Below are 26,644 nucleotides of genomic sequence, written 5' to 3'. Positions count from 1 at the left end.
ACCGCGCCGTCTGCATCGCGAGCAAGCCCGCTCCCACATCTTGACCGGCCCCAAAGCAGGGTGAGGCCGGTATCAGAAAAACCGCTTACGCCAGCTTTTCGAACTTCAAGTCCCACACGCCATGACCCAGACGTTCGCCGCGGCGTTCGAACTTGGTCACCGGACGCTCTGCTGGACGCGGCACACACAGACCGTCCTCGGCCAGGTTGCGGTAGCCCGGCGCGACGTTCATCACTTCCAGCATATATTCCGCATACGGTTCCCAATCGGTAGCCATGTGCAGCACGCCACCGACCTTGAGCTTGGAGCGCACCAGTTCAGCGAAGGACGCCTGCACGATCCGGCGCTTGTGGTGACGGCTCTTGTGCCAAGGGTCCGGGAAGAACAGCAGCAGACGGTCAAGGCTGTTGTCAGCCACGCAACGGGTCAGCACTTCGATTGCATCGCAATCGTAAACCCGCAGGTTGGTCAGGCCTTGCGTCAGTACGCCATTAAGCAGCGCGCCGACACCCGGGCGGTGAACCTCTACCCCGATGAAGTCCTGCTCAGGCGAGGCAGCAGCCATTTCCAGCAGGGAGTGACCCATGCCAAAGCCGATTTCGAGAGTACGCGGCGCGGAGCGACCGAAAACCTGATCAAAATCGACCGGCGCGTCAGCCAGCGGCAGTACATAAAGCGGCGTGCCTTGATCGAGGCCGCGTTGCTGGCCTTCGGTCATGCGCCCGGCGCGCATCACAAAACTCTTGATGCGACGGTGTTGGCGATCTTCGCCTTCTTCCGGGATTGGGGTGTCTAGTGATTCAGTCATCAGTGGCTCTTACTTGATCAGACCATCCAGCGGCGAAGAGGCGCTGGCATAGAGTTTTTTCGGCATGCGCCCGGCCAGATACGCCAGACGGCCCGCCACAATGGCGTGCTTCATGGCTTCGGCCATGATGATAGGGTGCTGGGCGTTGGCGATGGCCGAGTTCATCAGCACCGCCTCACAACCCATTTCCATGGCAATGGTCGCGTCGGAGGCAGTACCCACACCCGCATCGACCAGCACCGGAATTTTTGCTTCCTCAAGAATGATGCGCAGGTTGTAGGGGTTGCAGATCCCCAGGCCTGTACCGATCAGGCCAGCCAGCGGCATCACGGCAATACAGCCCATGGCTTCAAGCTCACGGGCAATGATCGGGTCATCACTGGTGTACACCATGACGTCAAAACCATCCTTGACCAGAATCTCGGCGGCCTTGAGGGTTTCGATGACGTTGGGGAACAGGGTCTTCTGATCAGCCAGCACTTCGAGCTTGACCAGCTTGTGGCCGTCGAGCAGCTCACGGGCCAGGCGACAGGTGCGCACAGCTTCTACCGCGTCATAGCAACCGGCGGTGTTCGGCAGGATGGTGTAGCGGTCCGGCGGCAGCACGTCGAGCAGGTTCGGCTCGCCCGGGTTCTGACCGATGTTGGTACGGCGCACAGCAACGGTAACGATCTCTGCACCCGAGGCTTCGATGGCCAGGCGGGTTTCTTCAAGGTCACGGTACTTGCCCGTGCCCACCAGCAGACGCGACTGATAAGTACGGCCTGCCAGGGTAAAAGGCTTGTCGCTACGAACGTTGCTCATCGGGAATCCTCTTTAATTGTGTGCACTGTGGAGCGAGCGTGAAGGGCGGGGCAGAAAACTAGCCGCCACCGATGGCGTGCACCACTTCAACCTGATCGCCTGCTTTGAGTACCGTCTCGGCGTGCTGGCTGCGCGGGACAATGTCCAGATTAAGCTCGACAGCAACGCGACGGCCGGTCAGCTCCTGAAGTGCCAGCAGGTCCGCAACGGTCTGACCGTCCGGTAGTTCAAAGGATTCACCGTTCAACTGAATGAGCATGCGCGACGCTGCCTTCATTTTAAGGGGCCAGCATTCTAGCCCGATCAGTCAGGCCGACCCAAGCCATTCATCTTGTGGGCTCAGCTCAGGCGCCAGGCGGCCAGCCCCAAACACAGCCAACCGGCCAAAAATGCCAGTCCACCGAAGGGCGTAATGATCCCCAGCTTGCTGATGCCGGTCATGGTCAACAGGTACAGGCTGCCGGAGAACAGCACGATCCCGAGGGCAAAACAGAGACCGGCCCAGGTCACCAGGCGTCCGGGAAGGTGGGTGGCAAGCAGTGCTACGCCGAAAAGGGCCAGGGTGTGGACCAGTTGATAGGTCACGCCTGTATGAAAAATAGCCAGATACTGCTCTGTCAAGCGACCTTTCAGGCCGTGGGCGGCAAACGCGCCCAGCGCAACACCGGTAAAGCCGAAGAAAGCGGCAAGCATCAAAAACGTGCGCAGCATGGGGTCACTCCAGTCAGGATCATCGAATGGCGCAGGGTCTGTATAATGGCCCGCTCAACGGGTTCGGCCAAGCCATCTATGCTGCGTTTTCTTGTTCATCGCTTTCTTAAAGCCCTGCTCTGGTTCGCAGTGGGCAGCGCATTACTGGTGCTGGTGTTTCGCTGGGTGCCACCCCCCGGCACTGCACTGATGGTGGAGCGCAAGGTCGAGTCGTGGTTCGATGCAGAGCCCATCGACCTGCAGCGCAGCTGGCGTCCCTGGGATGAAATCTCCAATGACCTCAAAGTTGCGGTCATGGCGGGCGAGGACCAAAAATTCCCCGAGCACTGGGGTTTCGACTTCGGTGCAATCCGGGCAGCCCTGGTCCACAACGAGCAAGGCGGCACATTGCGCGGCGCCAGCACACTGAGCCAGCAAGTGTCGAAGAACCTGTTTTTATGGTCGGGTCGCAGCTGGCTACGCAAGGGGCTGGAAGCCTGGTTTACCGGGCTGATTGAAATACTCTGGCCCAAGCAGCGGATTCTTGAGGTGTACCTCAACAGTGCAGAGTGGGATGAAGGCGTGTTCGGCGCAGAAGCGGCAGCCCGCCATCACTTTGGCGTGAGTGCCAAGAACCTTTCAGCCCAGCAGGCCAGCTACCTGGCGGCAGTGCTGCCCAGCCCGCTGAACTGGAGCGCCAGCCACCCCAGCACCTACGTGAGCCGCCGTGCAGGCTGGATTCGCCAGCAAATGCGACAGTTAGGCGGGGACAGCTACCTCGACACCCTGAACAACTCGCGCAAGGCGCCGTGGGCTGACTGAAGCTGCACATGAGTTTGTGGGAGCGGGCTGTGCCGTAGAATGAACGCAACTGCAACACACACAAAAACGCCCCGGCTCTTGCGAACCGGGGCGTTTTTTTGTCGGGCCGGGTTAAGCGGCAATCGACAGTTTGAGCTTGTTCATCGCGCTTTTTTCAAGCTGACGGATCCGCTCGGCTGACACGTTGTACTTCTGTGCCAGGTCGTGCAGCGTGGCTTTCTCTTCAGCCAGCCAGCGCTGATACAGAATGTCACGACTGCGGTCATCCAGCACTTCCAGCGCTTCATGCAGGTTGCTGGTGGAGTTATCAGTCCAGTCAGCATCTTCCAGTTGGCGCGCCGGGTCGTACCGGTGATCTTCCAGGTAGTTGGCTGGCGACTGGAATGCACTGTCGTCGTCAGCTTCAGCTGCCGGGTCGAAGGCCATGTCATGACCGGTCAGGCGGCTTTCCATCTCCCGCACTTCACGAGGTTCTACGCCGAGGCTTTCAGCCACACGATGAACTTCGTCGTTGTTCAGCCAGGCCAAACGTTTTTTCTGGCTGCGCAGGTTGAAGAACAGTTTGCGCTGAGCCTTGGTGGTCGCGACTTTCACGATCCGCCAGTTACGCAAAATGAACTCGTGGATCTCTGCCTTGATCCAGTGCACGGCGAACGACACCAGACGCACGCCCATTTCAGGGTTAAAGCGTTTGACCGCCTTCATCAGGCCGACGTTACCTTCCTGGATCAGGTCAGCCTGAGCCAGGCCATAGCCCGAATAACTACGGGCAATGTGTACAACAAAACGCAGGTGGGCGAGCACCATCTGCCGAGCCGCCCCCAAATCCTGCTCATAGTAGAGACTCTCGGCCAGTTCACGCTCCTGCTCCGGTGTCAGCAGTGGAATGCTGTTCACCGTGTTTACATAGGCCTCAAGGTTCGCACCAGGGACCAACGCATACGCAGGTTGCAAAGAAGTGGTCATACGAAAAAACCTCCGTCTCACATAACTCGTGCAGTTCAGCACTGCGAAAGTTGACCGGAAACCTGGAAAAAAGTTCCCAAAAAAAGCTGAAAAGGTCAACAGGTGTAAAGACACTACTTGGGCGAAAGCTCACGTAAGTGACGCGCTACTGCAATCCATGCACCGATATACCCTAACAACACCGCGCCAAGCAATAGAGACAGACCATCGGCTACCGGCACACCCGCCAAAGCAAAATTGCTGCCGTACAAGCCGGCCAATCCCACCACCGCGTCGTTAAGCCAGTTCAAACCGAATGCCAAAACGCCCCAGGACAGCACTCCCGCACCGAAACCGTAAAGCGCACCCATGTAAAGAAATGGCCTGCGCACATAGCTGTCAGTACCACCGACCAGCTTGATCACCTCGATTTCGATGCGACGGTTCTCAATATGCAAACGAATCGTATTACCGATAACCAGCAGCAAAGCCGACACCAGCAATACCGTCAAGCCAAACACAAAACGATCACCCAATTTCAGGATGGCCGCCAACCGCTCGACCCAGACTAGATCAAGTTGCGCCTGTTGCACCTTCGGCAGCTGCGCAAGACGTTCGCGAAGGGCTTCAAGAGTGGCCTTATCGACCTCTGCCGGGGTCACCAGCACCACGCCCGGCAACGGATTATCGGGCAGTTCTTTAAGCGCTTCGCCCAGCCCTGATTGCTGCTGGAACTCTTCAAGGGCCTTTTCGCGACTGATAAATTCTGCGTCAGCCACCCCAGCCATACCTTTTATCTGATCGCTGAGTTTTTCACCCTGTTCGCTGCTGGCATCCATCTGCAGGTACAGAGAGATTTGCGCCGCACGCTGCCACGAACCCCCTAGACGCTCGACGTTGTTAAGCAACAACGACAGGCCCATGGGCAAGCTCAGGGCAACTGCCATCACCAGACAGGTAAAAAAGCTGCCAATGGGCTGCTTGCCCAGACGCTTGAGGCTATCGAGCAAACTTGCGCGATGGGCCTCAACCCAGGCGTGAAACAACATGGCGAAGGTCGGACCATCGTCATCATCGTGTTTTTTCTTCGGCGGCTGCGGGTCGGCAGCCTTGGGCGCTACGCGCTCTGACACTTTGGAGCTGCGTGTCGCACTCATACGGCGGCCTCCCCGTCGCCAATCAATCGCCCGCGCTGCAACGTCAGCATGCGGTGGCGCATACGTGCGATCAGTGCCAGGTCATGGCTGGCGATCAGTACGCTGGTGCCCAAACGGTTGATGTCTTCAAATACACCCATGATTTCCGCCGCCAGACGCGGATCGAGGTTACCCGTGGGCTCATCGGCCAGCAGCAAAGCCGGACGATGAACGATGGCGCGGGCAATGCCGACGCGTTGTTGCTGGCCGGTGGACAAATCACCCGGGTACAGGTCGGTCTTGTCCGACAGCGCAACACGCTCCAGCGCTGAGTCGACCCGCTTGGCGATTTCAGGCTTGGACAACCCGAGGATCTGCAACGGCAAGGCGACGTTATTGAACACCGTACGATCAAACAACAGCTGATGGTTCTGGAACACCACGCCGATCTGGCGACGCAAGAAAGGAATCTGCGCGTTGCTGATCTGCCCCAGGTCCTGCCCGGCCAGCAGCAACTTGCCCGTGGTCGGACGTTCCATCGCCAGCAGCAGGCGCAGCAGCGTGCTTTTACCTGCGCCGGAGTGGCCGGTCACAAAGAGGAATTCCCCTCGACGGACCCGAAAGCTCAGCTCGTGCAGGCCCACGTGTCCATTTGGATAGCGCTTACCGACCTGCTCGAAACGAATCATGGACGCTCCCGCTCCGCAAATAGAGCCTGGACAAAGGGTTCGGACTCAAAATCACGTAAATCATCAATGCCTTCACCCACACCGATAAAACGAATCGGAATGTTGAATTGCTTGGCCAAGGCGAAAATCACCCCGCCCTTGGCCGTGCCATCCAGCTTGGTCAGCGCCAGGCCTGTGAGCGCAACGGTCTGATCAAACTGCTTGGTCTGGCTGATAGCGTTCTGCCCTGTACCGGCATCGAGCACCAACAGCACTTCGTGCGGGGCGTCTGCGTCGAGCTTGCCGATAACCCGGCGAACTTTCTTGAGTTCTTCCATCAGGTTGTCTTTGGTGTGCAGGCGACCGGCGGTGTCAGCGATCAATACGTCGATGCCTCGGGCCTTGGCTGCCTGCACGGCGTCAAAAATCACCGAGGCCGAATCAGCACCAGTGTGCTGGGCAATCACCGGAATACTGTTGCGCTCGCCCCACACCTGCAACTGCTCGACGGCGGCGGCGCGAAAGGTATCGCCAGCAGCCAGCATGACTTTCTTGCCTTCAAGCTGAAGCTTTTTGGCCAGCTTGCCGATGGTGGTGGTTTTACCCGCGCCGTTGACGCCCACTACCAGAATCACAAAAGGCTTGTTTTGCGATTCGATTTTCAGCGGTTGCTCAACCGGTTTGAGCATGGCCGCCAGCTCGTCCTGCAACGACTTGTACAGTGCGTCGGCATCGGTCAGTTGCTTGCGGGCAACCTTCTGCGTCAGATTTTTGATAATCACCGACGTTGCTTCAACGCCCACATCGGCGGTCAGCAATCGGGTTTCGATCTCTTCGAGCAAATCGTCATCAATGGCTTTTTTACCCAGAAACAGGCTGGCCATGCCTTCGCCAATGCTGGCGCTGGTCTTGGACAAACCTTGTTTAAGGCGGGCGAAGAAGCCGGTTTTTGGCTCAGCTGCAACAGCTATCGCTGGAACAGGTGCTTCAATGACAGGCTGCGGCGTTGTCACCGGAGCAGAAACAGCAACCGCCGGAGCGGACACGATGACCGGCTCAACAACTGGCTCTGGTTTTGGCTCAGGCTCTGGTTGCGGTTCTGGCTCTGGCTCTGGCTCTGGCTCTGGCTCAACGATGGGTTCAACCACCTCGGGCTCTTCGACCACAGGTTCAGGGGCAATCACCGGCTCGGGAACAACGACCTCAGGCTCCGGGATCGGCGGCACGACATGCGGTGCCTGCACGTCTGCAACCAGTGCAACCGGCTCTTCAGGAACAGGCAGCGGCGGCCATGGCGTCGGCGCAGGGGCCGGTTCAACCGCTGGAGTTGCAGCCACCACAACCACTTCAGGCGTTGCCTCGACGACCACAGGAGCGGCCTCAATCAACGGCTCAGGGGTTATTTCAGGAGCAGGCGCGGGCTGTTCCACGACGGGTTCCTGCGGCTTTCTGCGCAGCCATCCGAACAGGCCTTTTTTCTCGCCAGCCGCAGCTGGGTTCTTCTTGTCGTCGTTGGAACCAAACATGGAGGACGGCTATCTCATCGTAGCGACGCGCCACTGTGGCGCCCCGGCAAATAATATTCGGTGTGAAACAGACTGTAATTTTGTCAGCTTGTTCGCACGCAACTTTGTTTAGAGGGTAAAGCACACCTCACACACTTCGTATTAACTCGGGTCTGGAACGGGAAAGTCGGCAAAAAAGCGAAATTTACCGGGATCCATCCACACTTCCAAGCGGGCTCCTATACTGCCCGATCAACCTTAGTCTGATCGTCAATGGCCTGATAGGCGTGGCCGCCAGTAAAACGGATCAGTATCCTAGCACCTCCTCACCTGCAGACGCTAAGGCCGAGCAGGTAGCCCAACAGGTTAAAAAACGAATGAATCTAGCCCGCCGCGCTGCTGGCCTGTTGCTCAGCACAGTTTTACTTCCGCTTTCGGCCCTGGCGGCCGAACCGCAACCTACCCACGAATTCCGCCTGGACAATGGCCTTAAAGTCATCGTGCGCGAAGACCATCGTGCGCCCGTCGTGGTTTCCCAGGTTTGGTACAAAGTGGGTTCCAGTTACGAGACACCCGGCAAGACCGGTCTGTCCCATGCCCTTGAGCACATGATGTTCAAGGGCAGTAATAAGGTCGGCCCCGGTGAAGCCTCGTTGATCCTGCGCGACCTAGGCGCCCAGGAAAACGCCTTCACCAGTGACGACTACACCGCGTATTACCAGGTACTGGCCCGTGACCGCCTGGGCGTGGCCTTTGAACTTGAGGCCGATCGTATGGCCAGCCTTCGCCTGCCGCCTGAAGAGTTCAAGCGCGAGATCGAGGTCATCAAGGAAGAGCGCCGCCTGCGCACCGACGACCAGCCCATGAGCAAAGCCTATGAGCTGTTCAGCGCCATGGCCTTCCCGTCCAGCGGTTACCACACACCGACCATCGGCTGGATGGTGGACCTTGAGCGTATGAGCGTTGGCGAGCTGCGTGCATGGTATGAAGAGTGGTATGCGCCCAACAACGCCACCTTGGTGGTGGTCGGCGACGTGACTCCGGATGAAGTCAAAGCCCTGGCCCAGCGCTACTTCGGCCCTGTTCCAAAACGCGAGATCCCTGTGGCCAAGATCCCGCTGGAGCTGCCAACCCCCGGGGAGCGCCTGCTCAAGATCCACGTACAGACCCAACTGCCAAGCTTGATGCTGGGTTTTAACGTACCAAGCATTGCGACAGCCAAAGACCCGATCACCGCCAACGCGCTGCGCCTGATTTCAGCGCTGCTGGACGGTGGCTACAGCGCACGCATGCCGACTCAACTGGAGCGCGGTGAAGAACTGGTCTCCGGCGCATCGTCCAGCTACAACGCCTTCACCCGTGGCGACAGCCTGTTCATGCTTTCGGCAATGCCCAACAGCCAGAAAAAAGTCACCATGGCCCAGGCCGAGGCGGGCTTGTGGCGCTTGCTGGACGACCTGAAAAAGACCCCGCCGACTACTGAAGAGCTTGAGCGCGTGCGTGCCCAGGTGATTGCCGGCCTGGTCTACGAGCGCGACTCGATCACCAGTCAGGCCACCTCGATTGGCCAACTTGAAACCGTCGGCCTGTCCTGGAAGCTGATGGACTCGGAGCTGGCTGATCTGCAAAAGGTCACTCCGGCTGATATCCAGCAGGCGGCCCGCACCTATTTCACTCGCGAGCGCCTCAGCGTTGCGCATGTACTGCCCGAGGAGAAAACCCATGAGTGAGCGTAAAGGTCCCCGCTACGCACTGCTCGGTCTGAGCGCCGCCGTACTGGTCGGCGCACTCGGCTACTTTTTCGCCAATCCCGATCAATCGGTTGCCAGCCAGGCGCTGGACAAGGCCAAGACTGAGCAAAAGCTCCAGTCATTGGCCGAACTCGACGGCAAGGCGCCCAGCCACCGAGCACTGAACGTGCAAACCTGGAAAACCGCCGAAGGCTCCAAAGTGCTGTTCGTCGAAGCCCGGGAACTGCCGATGTTCGACCTGCGCCTGACGTTCGCCGCCGGCAGCAGCCAGGACGACAACACCCCCGGTTTGGCCCTGCTGACCAACGCCATGCTCAACGAAGGCGTGGCCGGCAAAGATGTCGGCGCCATCGCTCAAGGTTTTGAAGGCCTGGGGGCCGACTTCGGCAATGGCGCTTATCGCGACATGGCCGTTGCCTCCCTGCGCAGCCTGAGCGATGTGGACAAGCGCACTCCAGCGCTCAATTTGTTCGCCGAGGTGGTGGGCAAGCCTACATTCCCGGCTGACTCCCTGGCGCGGATCAAAAACCAGTTGCTCGCCAGTTTTGAATTCCAGAAGCAAAATCCCGGCAAACTGGCCAGCGATGAGCTGTTCAAGCGCCTGTACGGCGATCACCCGTATGCACACGCCAGTGATGGCAACGCCCAGAGCATCACATCGATTACAATCGACCAGCTCAAGGCCTTCCACAACAAAGCCTACACCGCTGGCAACGCAGTTATCGCGATCGTTGGCGACCTGTCTCGCGCTGAAGCCGAAGCCATCGCAGCCCAGGTTTCGGCCGCGCTGCCTAAAGGCCCTTCCGTTGCAAAAACAGTTCAACCAAGCGAGCCAAAACCTGGTGCAACCCATATCGAGTTCCCGTCCAAGCAGACCCACTTGCTCGTATCTCAGCTGGGCATTGACCGTGACGACCCCGACTATGCCGCACTGGCTTTGGGCAACAGCATCCTGGGTGGTGGCGGTTTCGGCACGCGCCTGATGACTGAAGTACGTGAAAAACGCGGCCTGACCTACGGCGTGTATTCCGGTTTCAGCCCGATGCAAGCTCGTGGCCCGTTCATGATCAACCTGCAAACCCGTGCCGAATTGAGCGAAGGTACGCTCAAATTGGTGCAAGACATTTTGGCCGACTACCTGAAAAATGGTCCGACGCAAAAAGAACTCGACGATGCCAAGCGTGAACTGGCTGGCAGCTTCCCGCTGTCCACTGCCAGCAACTCAGCCATCGTCGGCCAACTTGGCGCAATGGGCTTCTATGATTTGCCTTTGGACTATCTTGAAACCTTCATGCAGAAATCCCAGGACCTGACCACCGATCAGGTCAAGGCCGCCATGAACAAGCACCTGAGCGCCGACAAAATGGTCGTAGTGACCGCCGGCCCAACCGTGCCGCAAAAACCACTGCCACCTCCTACCGATAAACCTTCAGAGCAACCTCTTGGGGTTCCGGAGCATTAATGGCAAAGCCAAAAAACACATCGCACTCAGGTGCGGGTCAGTTACGCATCATTGGCGGGGAATGGCGCAGCCGCAAGCTCGACTTTCCTCATGTAGAGGGCCTGCGCCCGACACCGGATCGCGTGCGTGAAACCCTGTTCAACTGGTTGGCCCCGCACATCGGCGGCGCCAAGGTACTCGACGTATTCGCCGGTAGCGGCGCGTTGTTCCTTGAAGCCATGTCCCGCGGCGCAGCCAAAGGCGTGGCACTGGACAGCAACCGCGATGCGATTTCCAACATTCGCGAGAACATGGGCATCCTGCGTTGCACCGTCGGCGAAGTGCAGCAAACCGACGCCCTGCGTTATCTGGACGCGACTGCAACTGACACGTTCGACGTGGTGTTCCTCGACCCGCCGTTCAACAAGGACCTGCTCAAGCCTGCCTGCGACCTGTTGGAGCAACGCGGCTGGCTGGCCGATGAGGCCTGGGTTTACACCGAAAGCGAAGTACGCCCATCGGAACTGAGCCTGCCTGCCAACTGGCGCCTGCACCGCGAGCAAAAAGCCGGGGGCGTGAACTACGCCCTGTGGCAGCGTGAGGCTGCGCCCGCACAATAACCTGTAGATACTCTTTTGTAGGTCAAGCCCTACTGTGGGAGCGAGCCTGCTCGCGAACGACCTTCGCGAGCAGGCTCGCTCCCACAGTTGCCGTTGTCCTGTAGATACTCTGTTGCCGGTCAAGCATTAGCTAAGTGTTTCTCGCTAAAAAGCTTGGCCGGATCAAAGGGTTCACCTGCGCGCCTTCAAACACCCCATACCTATGTAACGCCCTCTCCTGCCCTTACAAGCCCAGGCTGCTCTGACGATCAATCGTCAGGACACCCCCCATGAAACACTCCCTTGCCGGGGTAGCACTCGGTCTCATGCTGCAACCGCTAATGGCTTTGGCCAGCAGCGAACCCTCGACCCATCGATTCACACTGGATAACGGCCTCAAGGTCATCGTGCACGAAGACCACCGCAGCGCTGTGGTTCACTCTCAGCTCTGGTATCGAGTGGGCTCAAGCTATGAGCCCGCGGGCCAATCCGGGCTATCCCACGCCCTTGAACACATGGTCTTCAAAGGCAGCAGCAAACTCTGCCCGGCGCAGTCAGACCAGATATTTCAAAGCCTGGGTGCCACCGACAATGCGGTCACTCAACATGATGCGACCGTCTTCTATCAAACCTTGGCGCCCCACGCGCTGGCTGTCGCGCTTGAAATCATGGCAGACCAAATGAGCACTGCACATCTGTCCGCCGCGCAGTGGGAGGGGGAACGCGAAATCATCAAAAACGAGCGCAGCGAAAGCGTCGACAATGATCCGCAGCAACGGGCGCTTGAGTTGCCATTGCGCTTGGCATTTCCTTCCAGTGGTTCCGGCAGCCCGATAATCGGGTGGATGCACGACATCGAGCGCATGCAGGTCGACGAACTCAAGCAGTGGTATCGCAGCTGGTACGCACCCAACAACGCCACGTTGATCATCGTCGGTGATGTCGACGTCAATCAGGTCAAGGCCATGGCCACCCGCTACTTCGGCCCTATTGCCCGACGAGAATTACCTGTAGCCAAACTCCCGCTCGAACTGGCCACCCCCGGCGAGCGTCGCATTACCCAGTACATCGGTCATCAAATCCCGAACCTGAGCATGACATTCAACGTGCCTAGCCTGAGCACGCAAACCGACCCCCGCACGGCCCCGGCACTGCAACTGCTCAGTGAACTGCTCGGCGGCGGCGATAGCTCACTGCTCAAAAGCAGGCTACGACACGACGAGGAACTGTTGATCGCCGTCGGTTCGCATTACAGCGGCATTAGACGCGGTGATGCCCTGTTCACCCTCGTCGCAGCCCTCAATCCTGAAAAAATGAAACCGCTGAACGAAGTTCAGGAGCAGATTTGGGCCGTGATCGACACGTTGAAAAATACGCCGCCTTCCAACGACACCCTTGAGCGAGCGAGGACGCGGATCATTGCACGGCATGTTTTCAGTCGCGATGACCTGCAAAACCAGGCCGCTTATCTGGGTGAGCTGGACATTGCAGGGTTGTCATCCGCACACGTCGAGCAACGAATGGAGACGTTGAAGGCAATTACCCCCGAAGACATCCAGCAAGCAGCGAAAACGTTCCTCACCCGCGACCGGTTAACCATCAGTCATGTGTTGCCCGAGGAGGCTCGCCATGAATAAGCCCCTACTCATCGCTGCCGGACTGCTGCTTAGCCTTGTCACTGTCACCGGGCAAGCCCTTGCGCAAGAACAGCCCGCACAACTGCAATCGCTGCTTGAACTGAGTCCGCCTGCCACCGTTACACCCGTGCCAACGATCGAAGCCTGGCGGCTGGCGCAAAGCACCAAGGTACTGTTTGTCGAAAACCACTCACTGCCCATGATCGATGTGCACATCAGCTTTGCGGCAGGCAGCAATCAGGAGGGTGATTTACCTGGCCTGGCGGCGATGGTGCTGAGCCTGTTCAACGAAGGCTCGACACTCAAGAGTGCCAATGCACTGGCCGATGGCTTTGACCGCCTCGGTGCTGAACTGAGTAACGGCATTAGCCAAGAACAGAGCTTTTTCACCCTACGCAGCTTGAGTGCACCGCACCTGCGCGAGCCGGCCCTGCAACTGTTCACCGAGATGCTGGCTAACCCGGGCTTTACCGTCGCAGGTCAGCGCCGGGTCAAAAACGAAATGCTCATCCAGCTCAAAATGGAACGGGAAACCCCACATTCTCGCGCACTGACGCTGATCAACAACGAGCTCTACCCAGGGCAACCCCGTGCCCGCTCGACGTACGGTACGGCCGAGAGTCTTGAGCGCATCGATGAGGCACAACTGAAGGCTTTTTATCGCCGCGCCTACACGGCCGCCAACGCTCAGATCGTGATCGTCGGTGCCCTCACCCCGCAACAAGCGCAGCGCCTCAGTCGCTCGCTGGCCAATGCCCTGCCCACCGGACCGGCACTGCCTGATCAGCCGCCTTCGAGCGGCCCGAGTAGCACTGGCAAAACGCTGCATATCGAAGTTGAGGCTACCCAGACCTTGATCATGCTGGCTCAGTCCGCTCCACCCGCTCAGCACCCGGACGGGGTGGCTGTGCTCGCCGGGCATACTATTTTCGACCAGATCCTTAATCAGTACTTAAGAGAGGAGCGCAGCGTCACCTATGGCGTGTTATCAGATATCCCGCCTGCACAGGGACCCGCCACCTGGACCATTAACCTCAATACCCCTTCGCACTACAGTCAAAGCGCACTGGACCACATCAAAACCCTGTTTGCTCACTATCTGGAAGACGGTCCCGATGCATCGCATCTGGACAACATAAAACAATCCCTCCTGCAGGGTTTGCCGCAGCTCACGGCCAGTAATCTGGCGATGCGAAACGAGCTGTCCATGATCGGCCGTTTTAACCATCCTCTGTCCTTCGGCTATAAAACCCGACAGATTCAGGCCCTGACCGCCGAACAGATAAAAGCGGCGATGAACCGGCACTTCAGTGCCGACGGCTGGGTCAGCGTGACCGTCGGGCCACGCGCTGAGCAGTTGCCTTTGCCGGACGTGATGGCGCTTGAAGCTTCGATGGCGCACAGTTGCATGCCAGCCATCAGATAACTCAGCACTTGGGTGCAGGGCTCTGATATGGCAATTTAGACACCCGCCGTACCCGTCACCCGATGAGAACCACAGTGCCTTTTTCAGCCAGCCATGATTCACCCTCCAAGCCGTTTACCCCGGCGTTGGGTCTGGGCAATCCCCACATCCAGACGTTATGGGGCCCGTTATGGCGCACCAAGCCTGTCATTGAGCATCGGCGTGAACGCTTGTGGTTGAAGGATGGCGACTTTCTCGATCTGGACTGGCACGGCACGCCTTCCCCCCAGGCACCTGTGGTTCTGGTGCTGCATGGCCTGACCGGCTCATCGGGTTCGCACTACGTCCTTGGGCTGCAAAACGCCCTTGCCGCCCGTGGCTGGACCAGTGCTGCACTGAACTGGCGAGGGTGCTCGGGCGAACCTAATCTGCTGGCTCGCAGCTATCACTCAGGCGCCAGCGAAGATCTGGCCGAGGCCGTGGCGCATATACGCGCCACCCATCCGCAGGCGCCCCTGTACGCCGTGGGCTATTCGCTGGGTGGCAATGTGCTGCTCAAGTATCTGGGCGAAAGCGGCTCCGAAAGTGGACTACAAGGCGCTGTCGCCGTGTCGGTACCGTTTCGTCTTGACCAGTGTGCCGACCGGATCGGCCTCGGGTTTTCGAGGGTCTATCAGGCTCACTTCATGCGCGAGATGCTGGCCTACGTCAAAGTCAAAAAGCACCGCTTTCAGCTCGACGCCCGTCACGAAGACCTGGCCAGCCTGACCAAGCTGGGCTCCGTAAAAGCGCTGAGCAAAATGCGCACTTTCTGGGAATTCGATGACCGCGTGACGGCACCGCTTAACGGTTATCTCAACGTCGATGACTACTACCGTCGCGCCTCCAGCCGTTACTTCCTCGCAGCCATCGACACCCCCACGCTGATTATCCAGTCCACGGACGATCCGTTCGTGTTCAAGCACAGCATCCCCGAGACCAGCGAACTGTCGGCCACCACCCAACTAGAACTGCACCCCAAGGGCGGGCATGTCGGGTTTTTGGAAGGCACCCCAGGAAAACCCGGCTACTACCTTGAACGACGGATCCCGCAATGGCTGGCCGCGCTGCGGCTTGAGTCCGAGTAGTGGACGCCGAGCAGGGTGAGTCGATCCGCTTCTGGCAAACACCGCCTCTGACCGGAGTCGAACTGCTCACGGCGCGTTACATCGAGCACCGTTTCGTGCCCCACGTACATGATGGTTTTGTGATCGGCATGATTGTCGCGGGAGCTCAGCGTTATCGCTACCGGGGCGCCGAACACCTGGCAGCCACTGGCACGCTGGTCCTGATCAACCCGGACGAAGTTCACAATGGCCACAAAGGCCACGAGGCTGGCTGGCGCTATCGGGCGTTCTACCCGGACAACGCACAAATACACCAGTTGATGGAGGAACTGGAACTGCCTGCCACGCACTTGCCGACGTTCAATGACACGCTTCTGTACGACAGCGACCTGTTCCACGGGTTGTTCCAGTTGCATCAGTTGCTCGAAGGGCCAGTCAGCGCACTGCAACAGCAAACCGCGTGGCGCCAGATGATGCTCGCACTGCTCAATCGCCATGCCCGCCTGCCGATGCCGGCCAAGCCCGGGGTCGAGCATCGCGCCGTGAGTCGGGCCAAAGAACTGCTAAACGCCCGGCTGGCCGAGCCGCCGTCACTTGAAGAGCTGGCAGCGGCAGTCAACCTGTCACCCTTCCATTTTGCCCGGGTATTTCAACGGGCCACTGGCATGCCGCCTCATACCTGGCTGATGCAGCAGCGCATCGCCCATGCCCGAGCCCTGTTACAACAGGGCTGTTTGCCATTGCAGGTGGCGACACAATTGGGGTTTGCCGACCAAAGCCACCTGAGTCGGCAATTCAAAAAGGTCTACGGTGTAGGCCCAGGCGCGTATCGTTTAGCCAGTGCGAACTCGGACCGCTGATGATTGCAGCCCGCTCCCACACACTAAACCGCCCTCGGTTAATCAATCGCCAGTAGCAATGCCACGCGCTGGATCGTTGATCCATTCACTCCACGAACCTGCATAGAGCTTGCCCAACGGATAGCCCGCCAACCCCAATGCAAAGAGGTTATGGCACGCCGTCACGCCGGATCCGCAATAGGCCACCAGCTCATCGGGCGAACGATCCCCGAGTTTTTCGGCGAACCGTTGCTTGAGCTGCTCGGCAGGCAAAAAACGCCCCGTGCTATCCAGGTTTTCACTGAACGCCGCACATTGCGCGCCGGGAATGTGCCCGGCCACCGGGTCGATGGGTTCGACCTCGCCACGAAAGCGCGTCTGGGCACGGGCGTCGATCAAGGTCATCTGCGGTTTGCCAAGGCGCTTTTGCAGTTGCTCAGCACTGAGCAGCATATGGCTGTCAGGTTTACCTTCGAACGTACCGCGCAACGTCGGGGCCGCATCCAGACTCAGGGGAAATCCCGCTCCATGCCAGGCTTTGAGGCCGCCATCCAGGATAAATACGCCGTCACGCTTGCCCAGCCAGGTCAGCAACCACCATGCCCGAGCAGCAAAGGCACCGGGACCATCGTCATACAGCACCACATCGCTGTCGGCATTTACGCCCCAGACCCGCAGTCGCTCCACCAGGGTGCGCGGGTCGGGCAACGGGTGACGACCTGTCACGCCTTTGATCACCGGACCGCTCAGGTCGCGCTCAAGATCAGCAAATTGTGCGCCGGCTATGTGCCCTTCGGCATAACTGCAACGGCCATAATCCGGGTCTTCCAGGGCAAAGCGACAGTCCAGGATAACCAGACCGGGCTGCGCCTGACGTTCATTCAGGGCGTGAGGGCTGATCAGTTGCGCAACGGGCATAGTGAACTCCTGAGGGGGGGTGAAATGCAGTTATTGAGCGTACAGCGCATGTTCCAGGGGAACGTAATATTCCTTGATCAGGTCATCGACTGCTTCACGGGCCTGGTCGGTGACAAACCCCGCCTCCAGCACCAGCAGTTGATACACACCACGCTTGATCGCCTGCTCGCTGAGCTGCTCACTGTTCTCACGGGTGGTGCATAAAAATCCGACCCACGAGGTAAGAATAATCCACGCGTTAAGGCTCAAGGATTCGATTTGCTGGGAGGTCATACGCAAGATTTCGGCCTCGACAAATCCGGCATAGATCGCCTGCGCCTGAGCCAGGCAGTGCTGTGAAAAGCGTCGATAGCGGATGGCCAGTTCCGAATCACTGTGCAGTAAATGCTCAATGTCGCGGTACAAAAAACGATAGCGCCACATGGCATCCAGCAGTTGCTGCAAATAATGGCGCTTGTCGGCAACGGTCGGCAAACGCCCTTCTGGCGGGTGTAGAAAACTCAACACCAACGCTTCGTACTCGCTGAACAAGACCGAGATAATCGCCTGCTTGTTGGGGAAGTGGTAATACAGATTGCCCGGCGAAATTTCCATGTGGGCCGCAATGTGGTTGGTGCTGACACTGCGTTCGCCCAGCTGGTTAAAAAGCTCCAGGCTGCTATTGGCGATGCGCTGGCTGGTTTTTAGTCGTATGGCCATGGGCTTGCGCTTAAATTAAAAACGAAAGGCATCTTACGGCCTAACCTTGAATCGATAAACAACACGGGTGACAGGCCCGGCGATTGACAACTTAGAGCACAAGCTCTAAAAACATCACTGCTCTCCAACGATAAAAACCCATAGAAAAAACGCCTGGAGCAACCATGTCTGTCGACAGTGCCTACGATCACAACATCTCATCCCTTCAGGATGAGCTCAATTCACTGCTCGACAAACAGCGCCAGGCCTACGCAGCCCATCCGTTTGCACCTCTTGCGCAACGCCAGCAATGGTTAAAAAGTCTGCGCCAACTGCTCAGTGCCGAGCGTGAAGTCTTAATCGACGCCCTCAGTCAGGATTTCAGCCACCGCAGTCCGGACGAAACCTTGTTTGCCGAGCTGATGCCTTGCCTTCACAGCATTGATTACACCCTAAAACACCTCAAACGCTGGATGAAACCTTCAGCGCGCAGCGTCGGCATGATGTTTGTACCCGCCAGCGCCAAGGTGGTGTACCAGCCACTGGGCGTGGTCGGAATTATCGTGCCGTGGAACTACCCGCTGTACCTGGCAATTGGCCCTTTGGTCGGGGCATTGGCCGCCGGCAACCGGGTCATGCTCAAGCTCAGCGAGTTCACCCCGGCCACAGGGCGTTTGCTCAAGGATTTGCTGGGGCGCATCTTTCCCGAAGACATGGTGACGGTGGTGCTGGGCGAAGCCGATGTGGCTGTAGCGTTCTCCAGCCTGGGGTTTGATCACTTGCTGTTCACCGGTTCCACCCATGTGGGCAAGCAGGTGATGCGCGCGGCCGCTGAAAACCTGACCCCCATCACCTTGGAGCTGGGCGGCAAATCCCCCGCCATTGTGTCGGCCGATGTACCGCTTAAAGACGCAGCCCAGCGCATCGCCTGGGGCAAGACCCTGAACGCGGGACAAACCTGTATCGCCCCGGATTACGTGCTGGTACCCCAGGATCGGGTCGACGGTTTTGTCGAGGCCTACCGCCAGGCGGTCCACAGTTTTTATCCAACCCTGACCGACAACCCGGACTACACCGCAATCATCAACGAACGCCAGTTGGCACGACTTGAACGGTTGCAGGCCGATGCAACCCTCAAGGGCGCGCGTCTGGTTCCGTTGTATGAACAGGGTCAGGGGCGGCGCATGCCCCACACGTTGGTGCTGCAAGTGAGCGACGACATGCAGATCATGCAGGACGAAATCTTTGGCCCGCTGTTGCCCGTCGTGACCTACACCCATCTGGATCAGGCATTGGCGTACATCAACGCCAGACCCCGCCCCTTGGCGCTTTATTACTTCGGCTACAACAAGGCCGAGCAACAGCGCGTCATCCAGCACACCCACTCGGGCGGTGTCAGTATCAATGAAACACTGCTGCACGTGGCCATCGACGACCTGCCTTTTGGAGGGGTCGGGCACTCGGGCATGGGCCATTACCACGGTCACGAAGGCTTTCTGACCTTTAGCAAAGCCAAAGGGGTATTGGTCAAACAGCGCTGGAACAGCTCGCTGATGATCTATCCGCCTTACGGCAGGCAATTGGTGCGCCTGATCCAGAAACTGTTCATCCGCTAGCGGAGCCTTGGCCATGCCTGTACTCAGTGTCGAGAACGCCCTGCTTTCACGCCGCGGGGTCTTGAAAGTAGGCGCGTGTGCCAGTGCATTTCTGGCGACTGCGGGGCTTAGCGCCAGCCTCAGTGGCTGCTCGGCCAGCAGCAGTGCCAGCGGCTTTGCGGTGTTGCGCAGCAGTGACCTGGCTTTTTTACGCGCACTGATCCCGGTCATGCTCGCTGGCAGCGTGCCTGCATCCTCAATGCCCGACGCTGCGAAGGCCACGCTGAACACTCTGGACGACAACCTCAACCACTTGTCTCCCGCACTGCTCAGCCTCACCCAACAACTGCTCGACGTACTGGCCATGCCCGTAACACGCGGCCCGTTGACCGGGGTTTGGGGCCGCTGGGAAAACGCCAGCCCCGAGCAGATCCGGCACTTTCTCCAGCGCTGGCAAAACAGCAGCCTGGGCTTGCTGAAAATGGGTCATGGCTCGCTGGTGCAGTTGGTCATGATGAGTTGGTACGAGTGCCCGCAATCATGGGCCGCCTGCGGCTATCCGGGCCCGCCAAAAATATAAAAAACACTCAAGATCCCGCACTCATGTCGAGTAATCCCTGATGCCCGTAACCGATCCGTTCCGCGAAGGCCTGGCCCGAGGCTGGAAAACCCATGATGGCTCGCAACTGGAAGGCGACCTGACACTGGAGGCAGACGTCGCCATCGTCGGCAGTGGCGCAGGCGGCGGCACCACGGCTGAAATCCTCAGCGCAGCGGGTTACAAGGTTTTGCTGATCGAAGAAGGACCGCTCAAGACCAGCAGCGATTTCAAATTGCTCGAGAACGAGGCCTACGCCAGCCTGTATCAAGAAGGCGTAGGACGCATGAGTAAGGACGGCGCCATCAGCATTCTGCAAGGCCGGGCCGTGGGCGGCACCACGCTGGTCAACTGGACCTCAAGCTTTCGCACCCCGGCGCCCACCCTGGAACACTGGGCCCGCGAGCACGCAGTCGCAGGCCACAGCGAAGAGCAGATGGCACCCTGGTTCGAGCAGATGGAGCAGCGCCTGGGTGTTGCGCCCTGGCAAGTCCCGCCCAACGCCAACAACGAAGTGATCCGCAACGGCTGCGAAAAGCTCGGCTACAGCTGGCATGTGATCCCCCGCAACGTGCGGGGCTGCTGGAACCTGGGCTATTGCGGCATGGGCTGCCCGACCAACGCCAAACAATCGATGCTCGTCACCACCATTCCCGCAACCCTGGAAAACGGCGGCGAACTGCTGTACCTGGCCCGTGCTCAGCGCCTGTTGATCAGTGGCGACCAGGTCACCGGCCTGGAGTGCCAGGCCATGGACAGCCGATGCGTGGCCCCCAATGGTCACAAAATAACGGTCAAGGCGCGGCATTACGTGCTGGCAGGCGGTGGCATCAACACGCCCGGCCTGCTGATGCGCTCCAATGCACCCGACCCGCACAAACGTCTGGGCAAGCGGACGTTTCTGCATCTGGTCAACTTCTCCGCAGCGCAATTTCCTACTGCAATCAATCCTTTCTACGGTGCGCCGCAATCAATTTACTCAGATCACTTTCAATGGAAAGACGGCCCCAAAGGCCCTATGGGCTACAAACTGGAAGTACCGCCGCTGCACCCGGCATTGGCCTCCACCTTGTTTGCAGGTTTTGGTCAGAGCAGCGCTGAACAAATGGCCAAACTGCCCAATACCCACATGATGCTGGCGCTGATGCGCGACGGTTTTCATCCCGACAGCCCCGGGGGCAGTGTCGAGTTGCGCAGCGATGACAGCCCGGTACTCGATTACACCCTCACGCCTTACGGCTGGGAGGGGCTCAAGCGCGCCTTTCACAGCATGGCCGAAATCCAGTTTGCGGCGGGCGCCAGCGCGGTCATGCCATTGCACAGCGATGCGCGCTACATGACCAGCCTTCGCGAAACTCGTGACCAGATCGACAGTTTGAGCCTTGAGTTGTATCGAACTCGCCTGGCCAGTGCCCATGTGATGGGCGGATGTTCGATGGGGGAGAATTCGCAAATGGCCGTCACCGACAGCCTCGGCCGCCATCATCAATTGCGCAATGTATCGGTCCACGACGGCTCTTTATTCCCCACCAGCATTGGCGCCAACCCACAATTATCGGTGTACGGACTGACGGCAAAACTCGCGACCCAATTGGCCGAACGCCTCAAAAGTTCATGAAAAAGCAGTTAATTCGTCGCGTCTATAGTGCTTTCTTCTTCGAATGGCGACTTGGCCGACCGGTAATGCTGCGATACCATCCGACTCCCCAACGGATTCCCGCCAGGACGACGCGATGAACCGAGTGTTGTACCCAGGTACATTCGACCCTATTACCAAGGGCCATGGCGATCTGGTCGAACGCGCTTCGCGCCTGTTCGATCACGTGATTATTGCTGTCGCTGCCAGCACCAAGAAAAACCCGCTATTCCCTCTGGAACAGCGTGTGGAGCTGGCTCGTCAAGTCACCAAACACCTGCCCAATGTAGAGGTGGTCGGTTTCTCGACGCTGCTCGCGCATTTCGCCAAAGAACAGAATGCCAATGTCTTTCTGCGTGGCCTGCGTGCCGTGTCGGACTTCGAATATGAGTTTCAGCTGGCGAACATGAATCGCCAACTGGCCCCCGATGTCGAAAGTCTGTTCCTCACGCCGTCAGAGCGTTATTCGTTCATATCGTCGACATTGGTGCGCGAAATCGCGGCATTGGGCGGTGATATAAACAAATTTGTGCACCCGGCGGTAGCTGATGCCCTGACCGAGCGTTTTCGCAAGAAATAACCACTGAAGCGGCGCCCGCGTGCACTGCGGGCGCCAATGCGGCACAATTGCCGCATTCGATTTCAGTTGCCCGGGCCAACCGCCCCGGCCGGAGTACCCATGTCCCTGATCATCACCGACGATTGCATTAACTGCGACGTCTGCGAACCCGAGTGTCCGAACGCTGCCATTTCCCAGGGCGAAGAGATCTATGTGATCGACCCCAACCTGTGTACCCAGTGCGTTGGTCACTACGATGAACCGCAATGCCAACAAGTCTGCCCGGTTGACTGCATCCCGCTGGATGAAACCCACCCGGAAACCGAAGAACAGCTGATGGAAAAGTACCGGGCAATTACCGGGAAGGCCTGATTCATCGTCTATGCGATTTGTGTGGGAGCGGGCTTGCTCGCGATAGATTCACTGCGGTCGACCCGTTCGACCGAGGTGGTTGCATCGCGAGCAAGCCCGCTCCCACAAGCGTTCAGCGCACGACTGGCGGCTACGTCTGGCAACGCGGGCAAAACACGCTGGCACGCTGACCCAACTTGACGTCACGCAGCTCAGTGCCGCAAATCTTGCACGGTTCATACCCACGCCCGTATACAAATAGCTCCTGCTGAAAGTAACCGGGCTGGCCATCACCGCCGATAAAGTCACGCAAGGTAGTGCCTCCGCGCTCGATGGCGGCGGCCAAAATCCGTTTGATCTCAATCGCCAGTTTCAAATACCGCGCCCGGGAAATACTCTTGGCCTCGCGGCGCGGGTCAATCCCTGCAGCAAACAAGGCTTCGGTCGCGTAAATATTGCCCACGCCCACCACCACCGCGTTATCCATAATGAACGGCTTGACCGCCATCGAACGCTTGCGCGACAGCTGAAACAGTCGATCGCCATCAAACAGGTCCGTCAGCGGCTCCGGCCCCAAGCGCACCAGCAGTTCATGGTTAAGAGGGTCCAGGCTCCAGAGCATTGCCCCAAACCGGCGCGGGTCGGTGTAACGCAAGGCCAGACCGGACTCCAGCTCAATATCCACATGCTCATGCTTGGCGGCGGGCAGACCCGCTTCCACCAGTCGCAAGTTGCCGGACATGCCCAAATGGCTGATCAGCGTCCCCACCTCAGCGTTAATCAGCAGGTACTTGGCCCGGCGCTCGACCAATACAATGCGCTGCCCGGACAGGCGCACATCAAGGTCTTCGGGGATCGGCCAGCGCAGACGGCGCTCGCGCACAATCACCCGGCTGACCCGCTGCCCTTCAAGATGCGGGGCGATGCCACGTCGGGTGGTTTCGACTTCAGGTAATTCAGGCATGGGGGCTCCGTACTCTGGAAGAGCTGGCGATTCTAACGGAAATTTCTGCGTTACCAGCTCCGCGATCCGACGCAATGCGGTGAATCAGCCAAGCCCCAAGGTTACGTCTAAGGCTATAATCGCGCCCTTTTCAATACCCGGAGCGACGTCATGTCCCTGCCAAGCCTGCGCCTTAAAGCCAATGCCGATCGACGCCTGCGCGCCGGCCACTTGTGGGTCTACAGCAACGAAATCGATGTAGCCGCCACACCGCTGAACGGTTTTAAGGCCGGCGACCAAGCGGTACTCGAAACCGCCGGCGGCAAGCCGCTGGGCATCGTTGCCATGAGCCCCAACAACCTGATCTGTGCACGCCTGCTGTCGCGCGACATCAAGCTGCCATTGGACAAATCGCTGCTGGTTCACCGCCTGAACATGGCCCTGTCCCTGCGCGACCGTCTGTTCGACAAGCCTTACTACCGCCTGGTTTACGGCGATTCAGACCTGCTGCCGGGCCTGGTAGTCGATCGTTTCGGCGATATCCTGGTGGTCCAGTTGGCCTCGGCCACGATGGAACAGCACAAAGACGACGTGATCGCAGCACTGGTACAAGTCCTCAAGCCAAGCGGCATCCTGTTCAAGAACGACTCGGCTGCCCGCGACGCCGAAGGCCTTGAGCGTTACGTCGAAACCGTGTTCGGCCTGGTGCCGGAGTGGGTTGCCCTGGAAGAGAACGGCGTCAAGTTCGAAGCCCCGGTCATGACCGGTCAGAAAACCGGCTGGTTCTACGATCACCGCATGAATCGTGCCCGCCTGGCGCCTTACGTCAAAGGCAAAAAGGTCCTGGACCTGTTCAGCTACATCGGTGGCTGGGGTATTCAGGCCGCTGCTTTCGGCGCCAGCGAAGTCACGTGTGTCGACGCTTCGTCGTTCGCCCTGGACGGTGTTGAGCGCAACGCTGCCCTGAACGGTTTTGCCGAACGCGTTACCTGCATGGAAGGCGACGTGTTTGAAGCCCTCAAGGAACTCAAGGCCAACGAAGAGCGTTTCGACGTGATCGTTGCTGATCCACCGGCCTTCATCAAACGCAAAAAAGACCTGAAGAACGGCGAAGGTGCCTACCGTCGCCTGAATGAACAAGCCATGCGCCTGCTCACCAAGGACGGGATTCTGGTCAGCGCATCGTGCTCAATGCACCTGCCGGAAGACGACCTGCAAAACATTCTGCTGACCAGCGCCCGGCATCTGGACCGCAACATCCAGCTGCTGGAACGCGGCGGCCAGGGCCCGGATCACCCGGTACATCCAGCCATCAACGAAACGCGCTACATCAAGAGCATCACCTGCCGTTTGCTGCCTAACAGCTGATTTGGCGCATTAGCCCCGGTGGGAGCGAGCAGGCTCGCTCCCACCGTTATGGTCACACGAGTCCGGTGTTCACTTTTTGTCCAGCGTCGGGCTCAGCTCCACCCCGTCAATCTGCAACGATTGATAGCGCGGCGTCACCACCTTCACCTTGCCCTGACGGATCTTCTCGATCAACTCCAGCGAGCTTTCCCCACCGCCAGCATAAGTACCGACGCGCTGCCAGTTGCCCTGGGCGTCACGCTTAAAGAAGTACAGGGGCTCTGACCACTTGTTTTTGGGTAATTGCAGCACCTCTGGCTGGCCGTCCTGATCCAGGTCCACTGCCCATAACGCGCAACCTGGTGCCAGGCATAACTGCCCGTTGAATCGCTTGTCGTAGAACTGCTCGCTGCCCTCGACCTTGGGCCCAATCCACTCCAGTAGTCGCTCCGACCCTGTTGGACCATTGCCCGCGCTCACCTCCTTGAGACGTTTCAACAAGACTTGGCGACCAGGCTCGGCCAACACCAACCCCTGTTCGACTTGCTCCAGCAACGCGTCATACGCCTGTTTGCCCTCTGACCCCAGTCGATTGCGCAGCGTGTCTGCATCAAAGTTATCCACCGCCGTCCGGCCACTGAGCAAGCGCTGCACCTGATTGTTCGCGCTCATCTTCAGTGGGCTGAACCACGGCGTGTGCATCGCCAGCAACAGCACCACGCAGAGCAGCGCAATCACCGGATTGCTGACGCGCAGACTGCCCAGCCAGATTGATCGAGAGACAAACACGGCCAAAAGCGCCGCCACGCTGTGAATAAAAATCACCAGCACCAACACCATTGCCAGAATCCGCGACGGCGTCAGGCCGTATTGCTCGATGCGCAGCCATGTCGAATACCCCGCCAACACCACCAGCACCGGCAAGCACAACAGGCACAGGTCTACCACTCGCACCAGCCACGTCGGGTAACCACTGCCTTGGGTTCCATCCTGAAACACGCCATTAAGCAAAAATAGATTGACCGCCACCAGCCACAACATGATCGGCGTCGAATAGCCCGTATCCCAGATCGGCTCGAGCCCGGTAAAGGGCAACGCGAAGGTGAACACAATCACAATCAGTGCACTCAATGGCAGCAGAAAGCGGCACAGAGTCAGCACAATTCCCCGTAGCAGGCCAATGACCCGTTCTTTTTCGCGGCCCATATGCACACCCAGGGCAAATACCATCGCCGAGCTGATGCATATAAAACCCTCGGTGGAGAACAATTTATTGAGGGCCACAATCCCGAGCATTTTGAACAAGCCGCCCCACAACCACAGCAATGCCCAGAACACCGCATTCAACAGCAGCCCCAGCAAGACGATAAACACCGTGTCCCAGGCATGGCGAAACAGGTCTTCGTAGCGAGGGTAACGCCCTTCGCGGGTTGGCCAGCTCAGAATGAAAACCGTGCAGATATAAGTAATCACTACGGCAAAAAAGCTCCAGCTGCCGGCCAGCCAGCTGCCCGGGCGCCAATACTCATCGCCATCCCAAAATACCCAGGCACTGATCGCAGTCATGACGACCGTCAGCCCCACCACTAGCCATGCCGTGCCACGATGGCGAGTGTTCTCGCCCAGCAGCAACAGGTTGACGCCGCCCACCAGCACCGCCGTTATCAGCCCATACCACGCACCGGGATCACCCATGGAAGTGGCCAGCCACAGCAACAGCCCTTGCACCAGACCGATGGCCAGATACGTCATGACGGAGCGTTCGAGCGTCAGCATTTAGAGTCCTCACTGAAAAACCAATCACACACTATTACTTGAATCCCATGAAACGGTCCTGCCACCCTTTAAAATAGTCTTTTCCTG

26 protein-coding genes are annotated in these 26,644 nt (G+C 58.7%); 14 read left to right on the top strand and 12 right to left on the bottom strand.

Annotated features, from left to right (window positions below):
• Positions 1-85: 85 nt before the first annotated feature.
• The 4 genes from trmB to TU76_RS21715 all read right to left on the bottom strand — a co-directional run bounded on the left by trmB (position 86) and on the right by TU76_RS21715 (position 2,323).
• Positions 86-808: a tRNA (guanosine(46)-N7)-methyltransferase TrmB gene (trmB, locus tag TU76_RS21730; RefSeq protein WP_019828051.1), complete on the bottom strand. Its 723-nt coding sequence runs from the start codon at positions 806-808 to the stop codon at positions 86-88.
• Positions 809-817: 9 nt separating this feature from the next.
• The gene (locus TU76_RS21725; protein ID WP_019828053.1) at positions 818-1,612 is read right to left on the bottom strand and encodes a thiazole synthase; all 795 of its coding nucleotides are present in this window, start codon (positions 1,610-1,612) and stop codon (positions 818-820) included.
• Between the two features lie 58 nt (positions 1,613-1,670).
• A complete protein-coding gene (gene thiS / locus TU76_RS21720; protein ID WP_019828055.1) occupies positions 1,671-1,871 on the bottom strand; it encodes a sulfur carrier protein ThiS in 201 nt (66 codons plus the stop codon).
• An 80-nt stretch (positions 1,872-1,951) separates the two neighbouring features.
• Positions 1,952-2,323 (bottom strand): DUF423 domain-containing protein, encoded by a 372-nt coding sequence (locus TU76_RS21715; RefSeq protein WP_019828056.1) that lies wholly within the window; start codon positions 2,321-2,323, stop codon positions 1,952-1,954.
• Positions 2,324-2,368: 45 nt separating this feature from the next.
• On the opposite strand from TU76_RS21715, the gene mtgA reads away from it, so the two are divergent.
• The gene (gene mtgA, locus TU76_RS21710; RefSeq protein WP_048352493.1) at positions 2,369-3,124 is read left to right on the top strand and encodes a monofunctional biosynthetic peptidoglycan transglycosylase; all 756 of its coding nucleotides are present in this window, start codon (positions 2,369-2,371) and stop codon (positions 3,122-3,124) included.
• 111 nt (positions 3,125-3,235) lie between these two features.
• Here the strand turns inward: mtgA and rpoH are convergent, their stop codons facing one another.
• From rpoH to ftsY, 4 genes are all read right to left on the bottom strand, one after another.
• Entirely contained in the window at positions 3,236-4,090 is an 855-nt protein-coding gene (gene rpoH / locus TU76_RS21705) for an RNA polymerase sigma factor RpoH (protein WP_004419731.1), read from the bottom strand.
• A gap of 113 nt (positions 4,091-4,203) precedes the next feature.
• The gene (ftsX, locus tag TU76_RS21700; RefSeq protein ID WP_019828059.1) at positions 4,204-5,226 is read right to left on the bottom strand and encodes a permease-like cell division protein FtsX; all 1,023 of its coding nucleotides are present in this window, start codon (positions 5,224-5,226) and stop codon (positions 4,204-4,206) included.
• The gene (gene ftsE / locus TU76_RS21695) at positions 5,223-5,894 is read right to left on the bottom strand and encodes a cell division ATP-binding protein FtsE (protein ID WP_019828060.1); all 672 of its coding nucleotides are present in this window, start codon (positions 5,892-5,894) and stop codon (positions 5,223-5,225) included. Before ftsE ends, ftsX begins: the two co-directional genes overlap by 4 nt.
• Positions 5,891-7,399 carry a signal recognition particle-docking protein FtsY gene (gene ftsY / locus TU76_RS21690; protein WP_048352492.1) on the bottom strand — a complete coding sequence of 503 codons (1,509 nt, stop codon included), beginning with the start codon at positions 7,397-7,399 and terminating at the stop codon, positions 5,891-5,893. The genes ftsE and ftsY overlap by 4 nt, the downstream gene beginning before the upstream one ends.
• Before the next feature lie 356 nt (positions 7,400-7,755).
• On the opposite strand from ftsY, the gene TU76_RS21685 reads away from it, so the two are divergent.
• From TU76_RS21685 to TU76_RS21655, 7 genes are all read left to right on the top strand, one after another.
• Positions 7,756-9,108, top strand: a complete 1,353-nt coding sequence (locus tag TU76_RS21685) for a M16 family metallopeptidase (RefSeq protein WP_019828062.1) — start codon at positions 7,756-7,758, stop codon at positions 9,106-9,108.
• Positions 9,101-10,591: a M16 family metallopeptidase gene (locus TU76_RS21680; protein WP_019828063.1), complete on the top strand. Its 1,491-nt coding sequence runs from the start codon at positions 9,101-9,103 to the stop codon at positions 10,589-10,591. The genes TU76_RS21685 and TU76_RS21680 overlap by 8 nt, the downstream gene beginning before the upstream one ends.
• Positions 10,591-11,190, top strand: coding sequence for a 16S rRNA (guanine(966)-N(2))-methyltransferase RsmD (rsmD, locus tag TU76_RS21675; protein WP_019828064.1), 600 nt, complete (start codon positions 10,591-10,593; stop codon positions 11,188-11,190). Before TU76_RS21680 ends, rsmD begins: the two co-directional genes overlap by 1 nt.
• Before the next feature lie 269 nt (positions 11,191-11,459).
• A complete protein-coding gene (locus TU76_RS21670; protein ID WP_048352491.1) occupies positions 11,460-12,806 on the top strand; it encodes a M16 family metallopeptidase in 1,347 nt (448 codons plus the stop codon).
• Complete coding sequence (locus tag TU76_RS21665) at positions 12,799-14,232, top strand: M16 family metallopeptidase (protein WP_048352490.1); 1,434 nt, start codon at positions 12,799-12,801, stop codon at positions 14,230-14,232. The genes TU76_RS21670 and TU76_RS21665 overlap by 8 nt, the downstream gene beginning before the upstream one ends.
• A 74-nt stretch (positions 14,233-14,306) precedes the next feature.
• A complete protein-coding gene (locus TU76_RS21660) occupies positions 14,307-15,338 on the top strand; it encodes a hydrolase (RefSeq protein ID WP_231984142.1) in 1,032 nt (343 codons plus the stop codon).
• Positions 15,338-16,177, top strand: coding sequence for an AraC family transcriptional regulator (locus TU76_RS21655; protein WP_019828069.1), 840 nt, complete (start codon positions 15,338-15,340; stop codon positions 16,175-16,177). The genes TU76_RS21660 and TU76_RS21655 overlap by 1 nt, the downstream gene beginning before the upstream one ends.
• A 42-nt stretch (positions 16,178-16,219) precedes the next feature.
• Here the strand turns inward: TU76_RS21655 and TU76_RS21650 are convergent, their stop codons facing one another.
• Together TU76_RS21650 and TU76_RS21645 are read right to left on the bottom strand one after the other, a co-directional pair.
• A complete protein-coding gene (locus TU76_RS21650) occupies positions 16,220-17,074 on the bottom strand; it encodes a sulfurtransferase (protein WP_048352488.1) in 855 nt (284 codons plus the stop codon).
• A gap of 30 nt (positions 17,075-17,104) precedes the next feature.
• Positions 17,105-17,773 (bottom strand): TetR/AcrR family transcriptional regulator, encoded by a 669-nt coding sequence (locus tag TU76_RS21645; RefSeq protein ID WP_019828071.1) that lies wholly within the window; start codon positions 17,771-17,773, stop codon positions 17,105-17,107.
• A gap of 164 nt (positions 17,774-17,937) precedes the next feature.
• Between TU76_RS21645 and TU76_RS21640 the strand changes: the two genes are divergently transcribed.
• The 5 genes from TU76_RS21640 to TU76_RS21620 all read left to right on the top strand — a co-directional run bounded on the left by TU76_RS21640 (position 17,938) and on the right by TU76_RS21620 (position 22,512).
• Positions 17,938-19,368: a coniferyl aldehyde dehydrogenase gene (locus tag TU76_RS21640; RefSeq protein ID WP_048352487.1), complete on the top strand. Its 1,431-nt coding sequence runs from the start codon at positions 17,938-17,940 to the stop codon at positions 19,366-19,368.
• 13 nt (positions 19,369-19,381) lie between these two features.
• Complete coding sequence (locus TU76_RS21635) at positions 19,382-19,927, top strand: hypothetical protein (RefSeq protein ID WP_019828073.1); 546 nt, start codon at positions 19,382-19,384, stop codon at positions 19,925-19,927.
• 40 nt (positions 19,928-19,967) lie between these two features.
• Complete coding sequence (locus TU76_RS21630; RefSeq protein WP_048352486.1) at positions 19,968-21,563, top strand: GMC family oxidoreductase; 1,596 nt, start codon at positions 19,968-19,970, stop codon at positions 21,561-21,563.
• A 115-nt stretch (positions 21,564-21,678) separates the two neighbouring features.
• Positions 21,679-22,161 (top strand): pantetheine-phosphate adenylyltransferase, encoded by a 483-nt coding sequence (gene coaD, locus TU76_RS21625; RefSeq protein WP_048352485.1) that lies wholly within the window; start codon positions 21,679-21,681, stop codon positions 22,159-22,161.
• A gap of 99 nt (positions 22,162-22,260) precedes the next feature.
• The gene (locus TU76_RS21620) at positions 22,261-22,512 is read left to right on the top strand and encodes a YfhL family 4Fe-4S dicluster ferredoxin (protein WP_048352484.1); all 252 of its coding nucleotides are present in this window, start codon (positions 22,261-22,263) and stop codon (positions 22,510-22,512) included.
• 130 nt (positions 22,513-22,642) lie between these two features.
• Here TU76_RS21620 and mutM read toward each other — a convergent pair whose 3' ends face one another.
• Positions 22,643-23,455 (bottom strand): bifunctional DNA-formamidopyrimidine glycosylase/DNA-(apurinic or apyrimidinic site) lyase, encoded by an 813-nt coding sequence (mutM, locus tag TU76_RS21615; RefSeq protein ID WP_046810369.1) that lies wholly within the window; start codon positions 23,453-23,455, stop codon positions 22,643-22,645.
• 150 nt (positions 23,456-23,605) lie between these two features.
• Between mutM and TU76_RS21610 the strand changes: the two genes are divergently transcribed.
• The gene (locus TU76_RS21610) at positions 23,606-24,802 is read left to right on the top strand and encodes a class I SAM-dependent rRNA methyltransferase (RefSeq protein ID WP_019828076.1); all 1,197 of its coding nucleotides are present in this window, start codon (positions 23,606-23,608) and stop codon (positions 24,800-24,802) included.
• 69 nt (positions 24,803-24,871) lie between these two features.
• Here the strand turns inward: TU76_RS21610 and TU76_RS21605 are convergent, their stop codons facing one another.
• Positions 24,872-26,557, bottom strand: a complete 1,686-nt coding sequence (locus TU76_RS21605) for a DUF4153 domain-containing protein (protein WP_048352483.1) — start codon at positions 26,555-26,557, stop codon at positions 24,872-24,874.
• Positions 26,558-26,644: the final 87 nt, after the last annotated feature.

The organism is Pseudomonas psychrophila (assembly GCF_001043005.1).
GTDB classification, from domain to species: Bacteria; Pseudomonadota; Gammaproteobacteria; order Pseudomonadales; family Pseudomonadaceae; genus Aquipseudomonas; species Aquipseudomonas psychrophila.
Note: the sequence above shows the minus strand (reverse complement) of the source record. Positions and strands in the feature narration are given on the sequence as shown.

What these genes read in the sequence shown, in the direction of transcription:
- TU76_RS21715 (WP_019828056.1), bottom strand. Translation starts at nt 2,323, where the DNA reads ATGCTGCGCACGTTTTTGATGCTTGCCGCTTTCTTCGGCTTTACCGGT.
- TU76_RS21685 (WP_019828062.1), top strand. Translation starts at nt 7,756, where the DNA reads ATGAATCTAGCCCGCCGCGCTGCTGGCCTGTTGCTCAGCACAGTTTTA.
- trmB (WP_019828051.1), bottom strand. Translation starts at nt 808, where the DNA reads ATGACTGAATCACTAGACACCCCAATCCCGGAAGAAGGCGAAGATCGC.
- TU76_RS21645 (WP_019828071.1), bottom strand. Translation starts at nt 17,773, where the DNA reads ATGGCCATACGACTAAAAACCAGCCAGCGCATCGCCAATAGCAGCCTG.
- mtgA (WP_048352493.1), top strand. Translation starts at nt 2,369, where the DNA reads ATGGCCCGCTCAACGGGTTCGGCCAAGCCATCTATGCTGCGTTTTCTT.
- TU76_RS21670 (WP_048352491.1), top strand. Translation starts at nt 11,460, where the DNA reads ATGAAACACTCCCTTGCCGGGGTAGCACTCGGTCTCATGCTGCAACCG.
- rsmD (WP_019828064.1), top strand. Translation starts at nt 10,591, where the DNA reads ATGGCAAAGCCAAAAAACACATCGCACTCAGGTGCGGGTCAGTTACGC.
- TU76_RS21650 (WP_048352488.1), bottom strand. Translation starts at nt 17,074, where the DNA reads ATGCCCGTTGCGCAACTGATCAGCCCTCACGCCCTGAATGAACGTCAG.
- TU76_RS21620 (WP_048352484.1), top strand. Translation starts at nt 22,261, where the DNA reads ATGTCCCTGATCATCACCGACGATTGCATTAACTGCGACGTCTGCGAA.
- ftsE (WP_019828060.1), bottom strand. Translation starts at nt 5,894, where the DNA reads ATGATTCGTTTCGAGCAGGTCGGTAAGCGCTATCCAAATGGACACGTG.
- ftsY (WP_048352492.1), bottom strand. Translation starts at nt 7,399, where the DNA reads ATGTTTGGTTCCAACGACGACAAGAAGAACCCAGCTGCGGCTGGCGAG.
- coaD (WP_048352485.1), top strand. Translation starts at nt 21,679, where the DNA reads ATGAACCGAGTGTTGTACCCAGGTACATTCGACCCTATTACCAAGGGC.
- TU76_RS21640 (WP_048352487.1), top strand. Translation starts at nt 17,938, where the DNA reads ATGTCTGTCGACAGTGCCTACGATCACAACATCTCATCCCTTCAGGAT.
- ftsX (WP_019828059.1), bottom strand. Translation starts at nt 5,226, where the DNA reads ATGAGTGCGACACGCAGCTCCAAAGTGTCAGAGCGCGTAGCGCCCAAG.
- TU76_RS21680 (WP_019828063.1), top strand. Translation starts at nt 9,101, where the DNA reads ATGAGTGAGCGTAAAGGTCCCCGCTACGCACTGCTCGGTCTGAGCGCC.
- TU76_RS21610 (WP_019828076.1), top strand. Translation starts at nt 23,606, where the DNA reads ATGTCCCTGCCAAGCCTGCGCCTTAAAGCCAATGCCGATCGACGCCTG.
- TU76_RS21635 (WP_019828073.1), top strand. Translation starts at nt 19,382, where the DNA reads ATGCCTGTACTCAGTGTCGAGAACGCCCTGCTTTCACGCCGCGGGGTC.
- TU76_RS21630 (WP_048352486.1), top strand. Translation starts at nt 19,968, where the DNA reads ATGCCCGTAACCGATCCGTTCCGCGAAGGCCTGGCCCGAGGCTGGAAA.
- mutM (WP_046810369.1), bottom strand. Translation starts at nt 23,455, where the DNA reads ATGCCTGAATTACCTGAAGTCGAAACCACCCGACGTGGCATCGCCCCG.
- thiS (WP_019828055.1), bottom strand. Translation starts at nt 1,871, where the DNA reads ATGCTCATTCAGTTGAACGGTGAATCCTTTGAACTACCGGACGGTCAG.
- rpoH (WP_004419731.1), bottom strand. Translation starts at nt 4,090, where the DNA reads ATGACCACTTCTTTGCAACCTGCGTATGCGTTGGTCCCTGGTGCGAAC.
- TU76_RS21665 (WP_048352490.1), top strand. Translation starts at nt 12,799, where the DNA reads ATGAATAAGCCCCTACTCATCGCTGCCGGACTGCTGCTTAGCCTTGTC.
- TU76_RS21605 (WP_048352483.1), bottom strand. Translation starts at nt 26,557, where the DNA reads ATGCTGACGCTCGAACGCTCCGTCATGACGTATCTGGCCATCGGTCTG.
- TU76_RS21725 (WP_019828053.1), bottom strand. Translation starts at nt 1,612, where the DNA reads ATGAGCAACGTTCGTAGCGACAAGCCTTTTACCCTGGCAGGCCGTACT.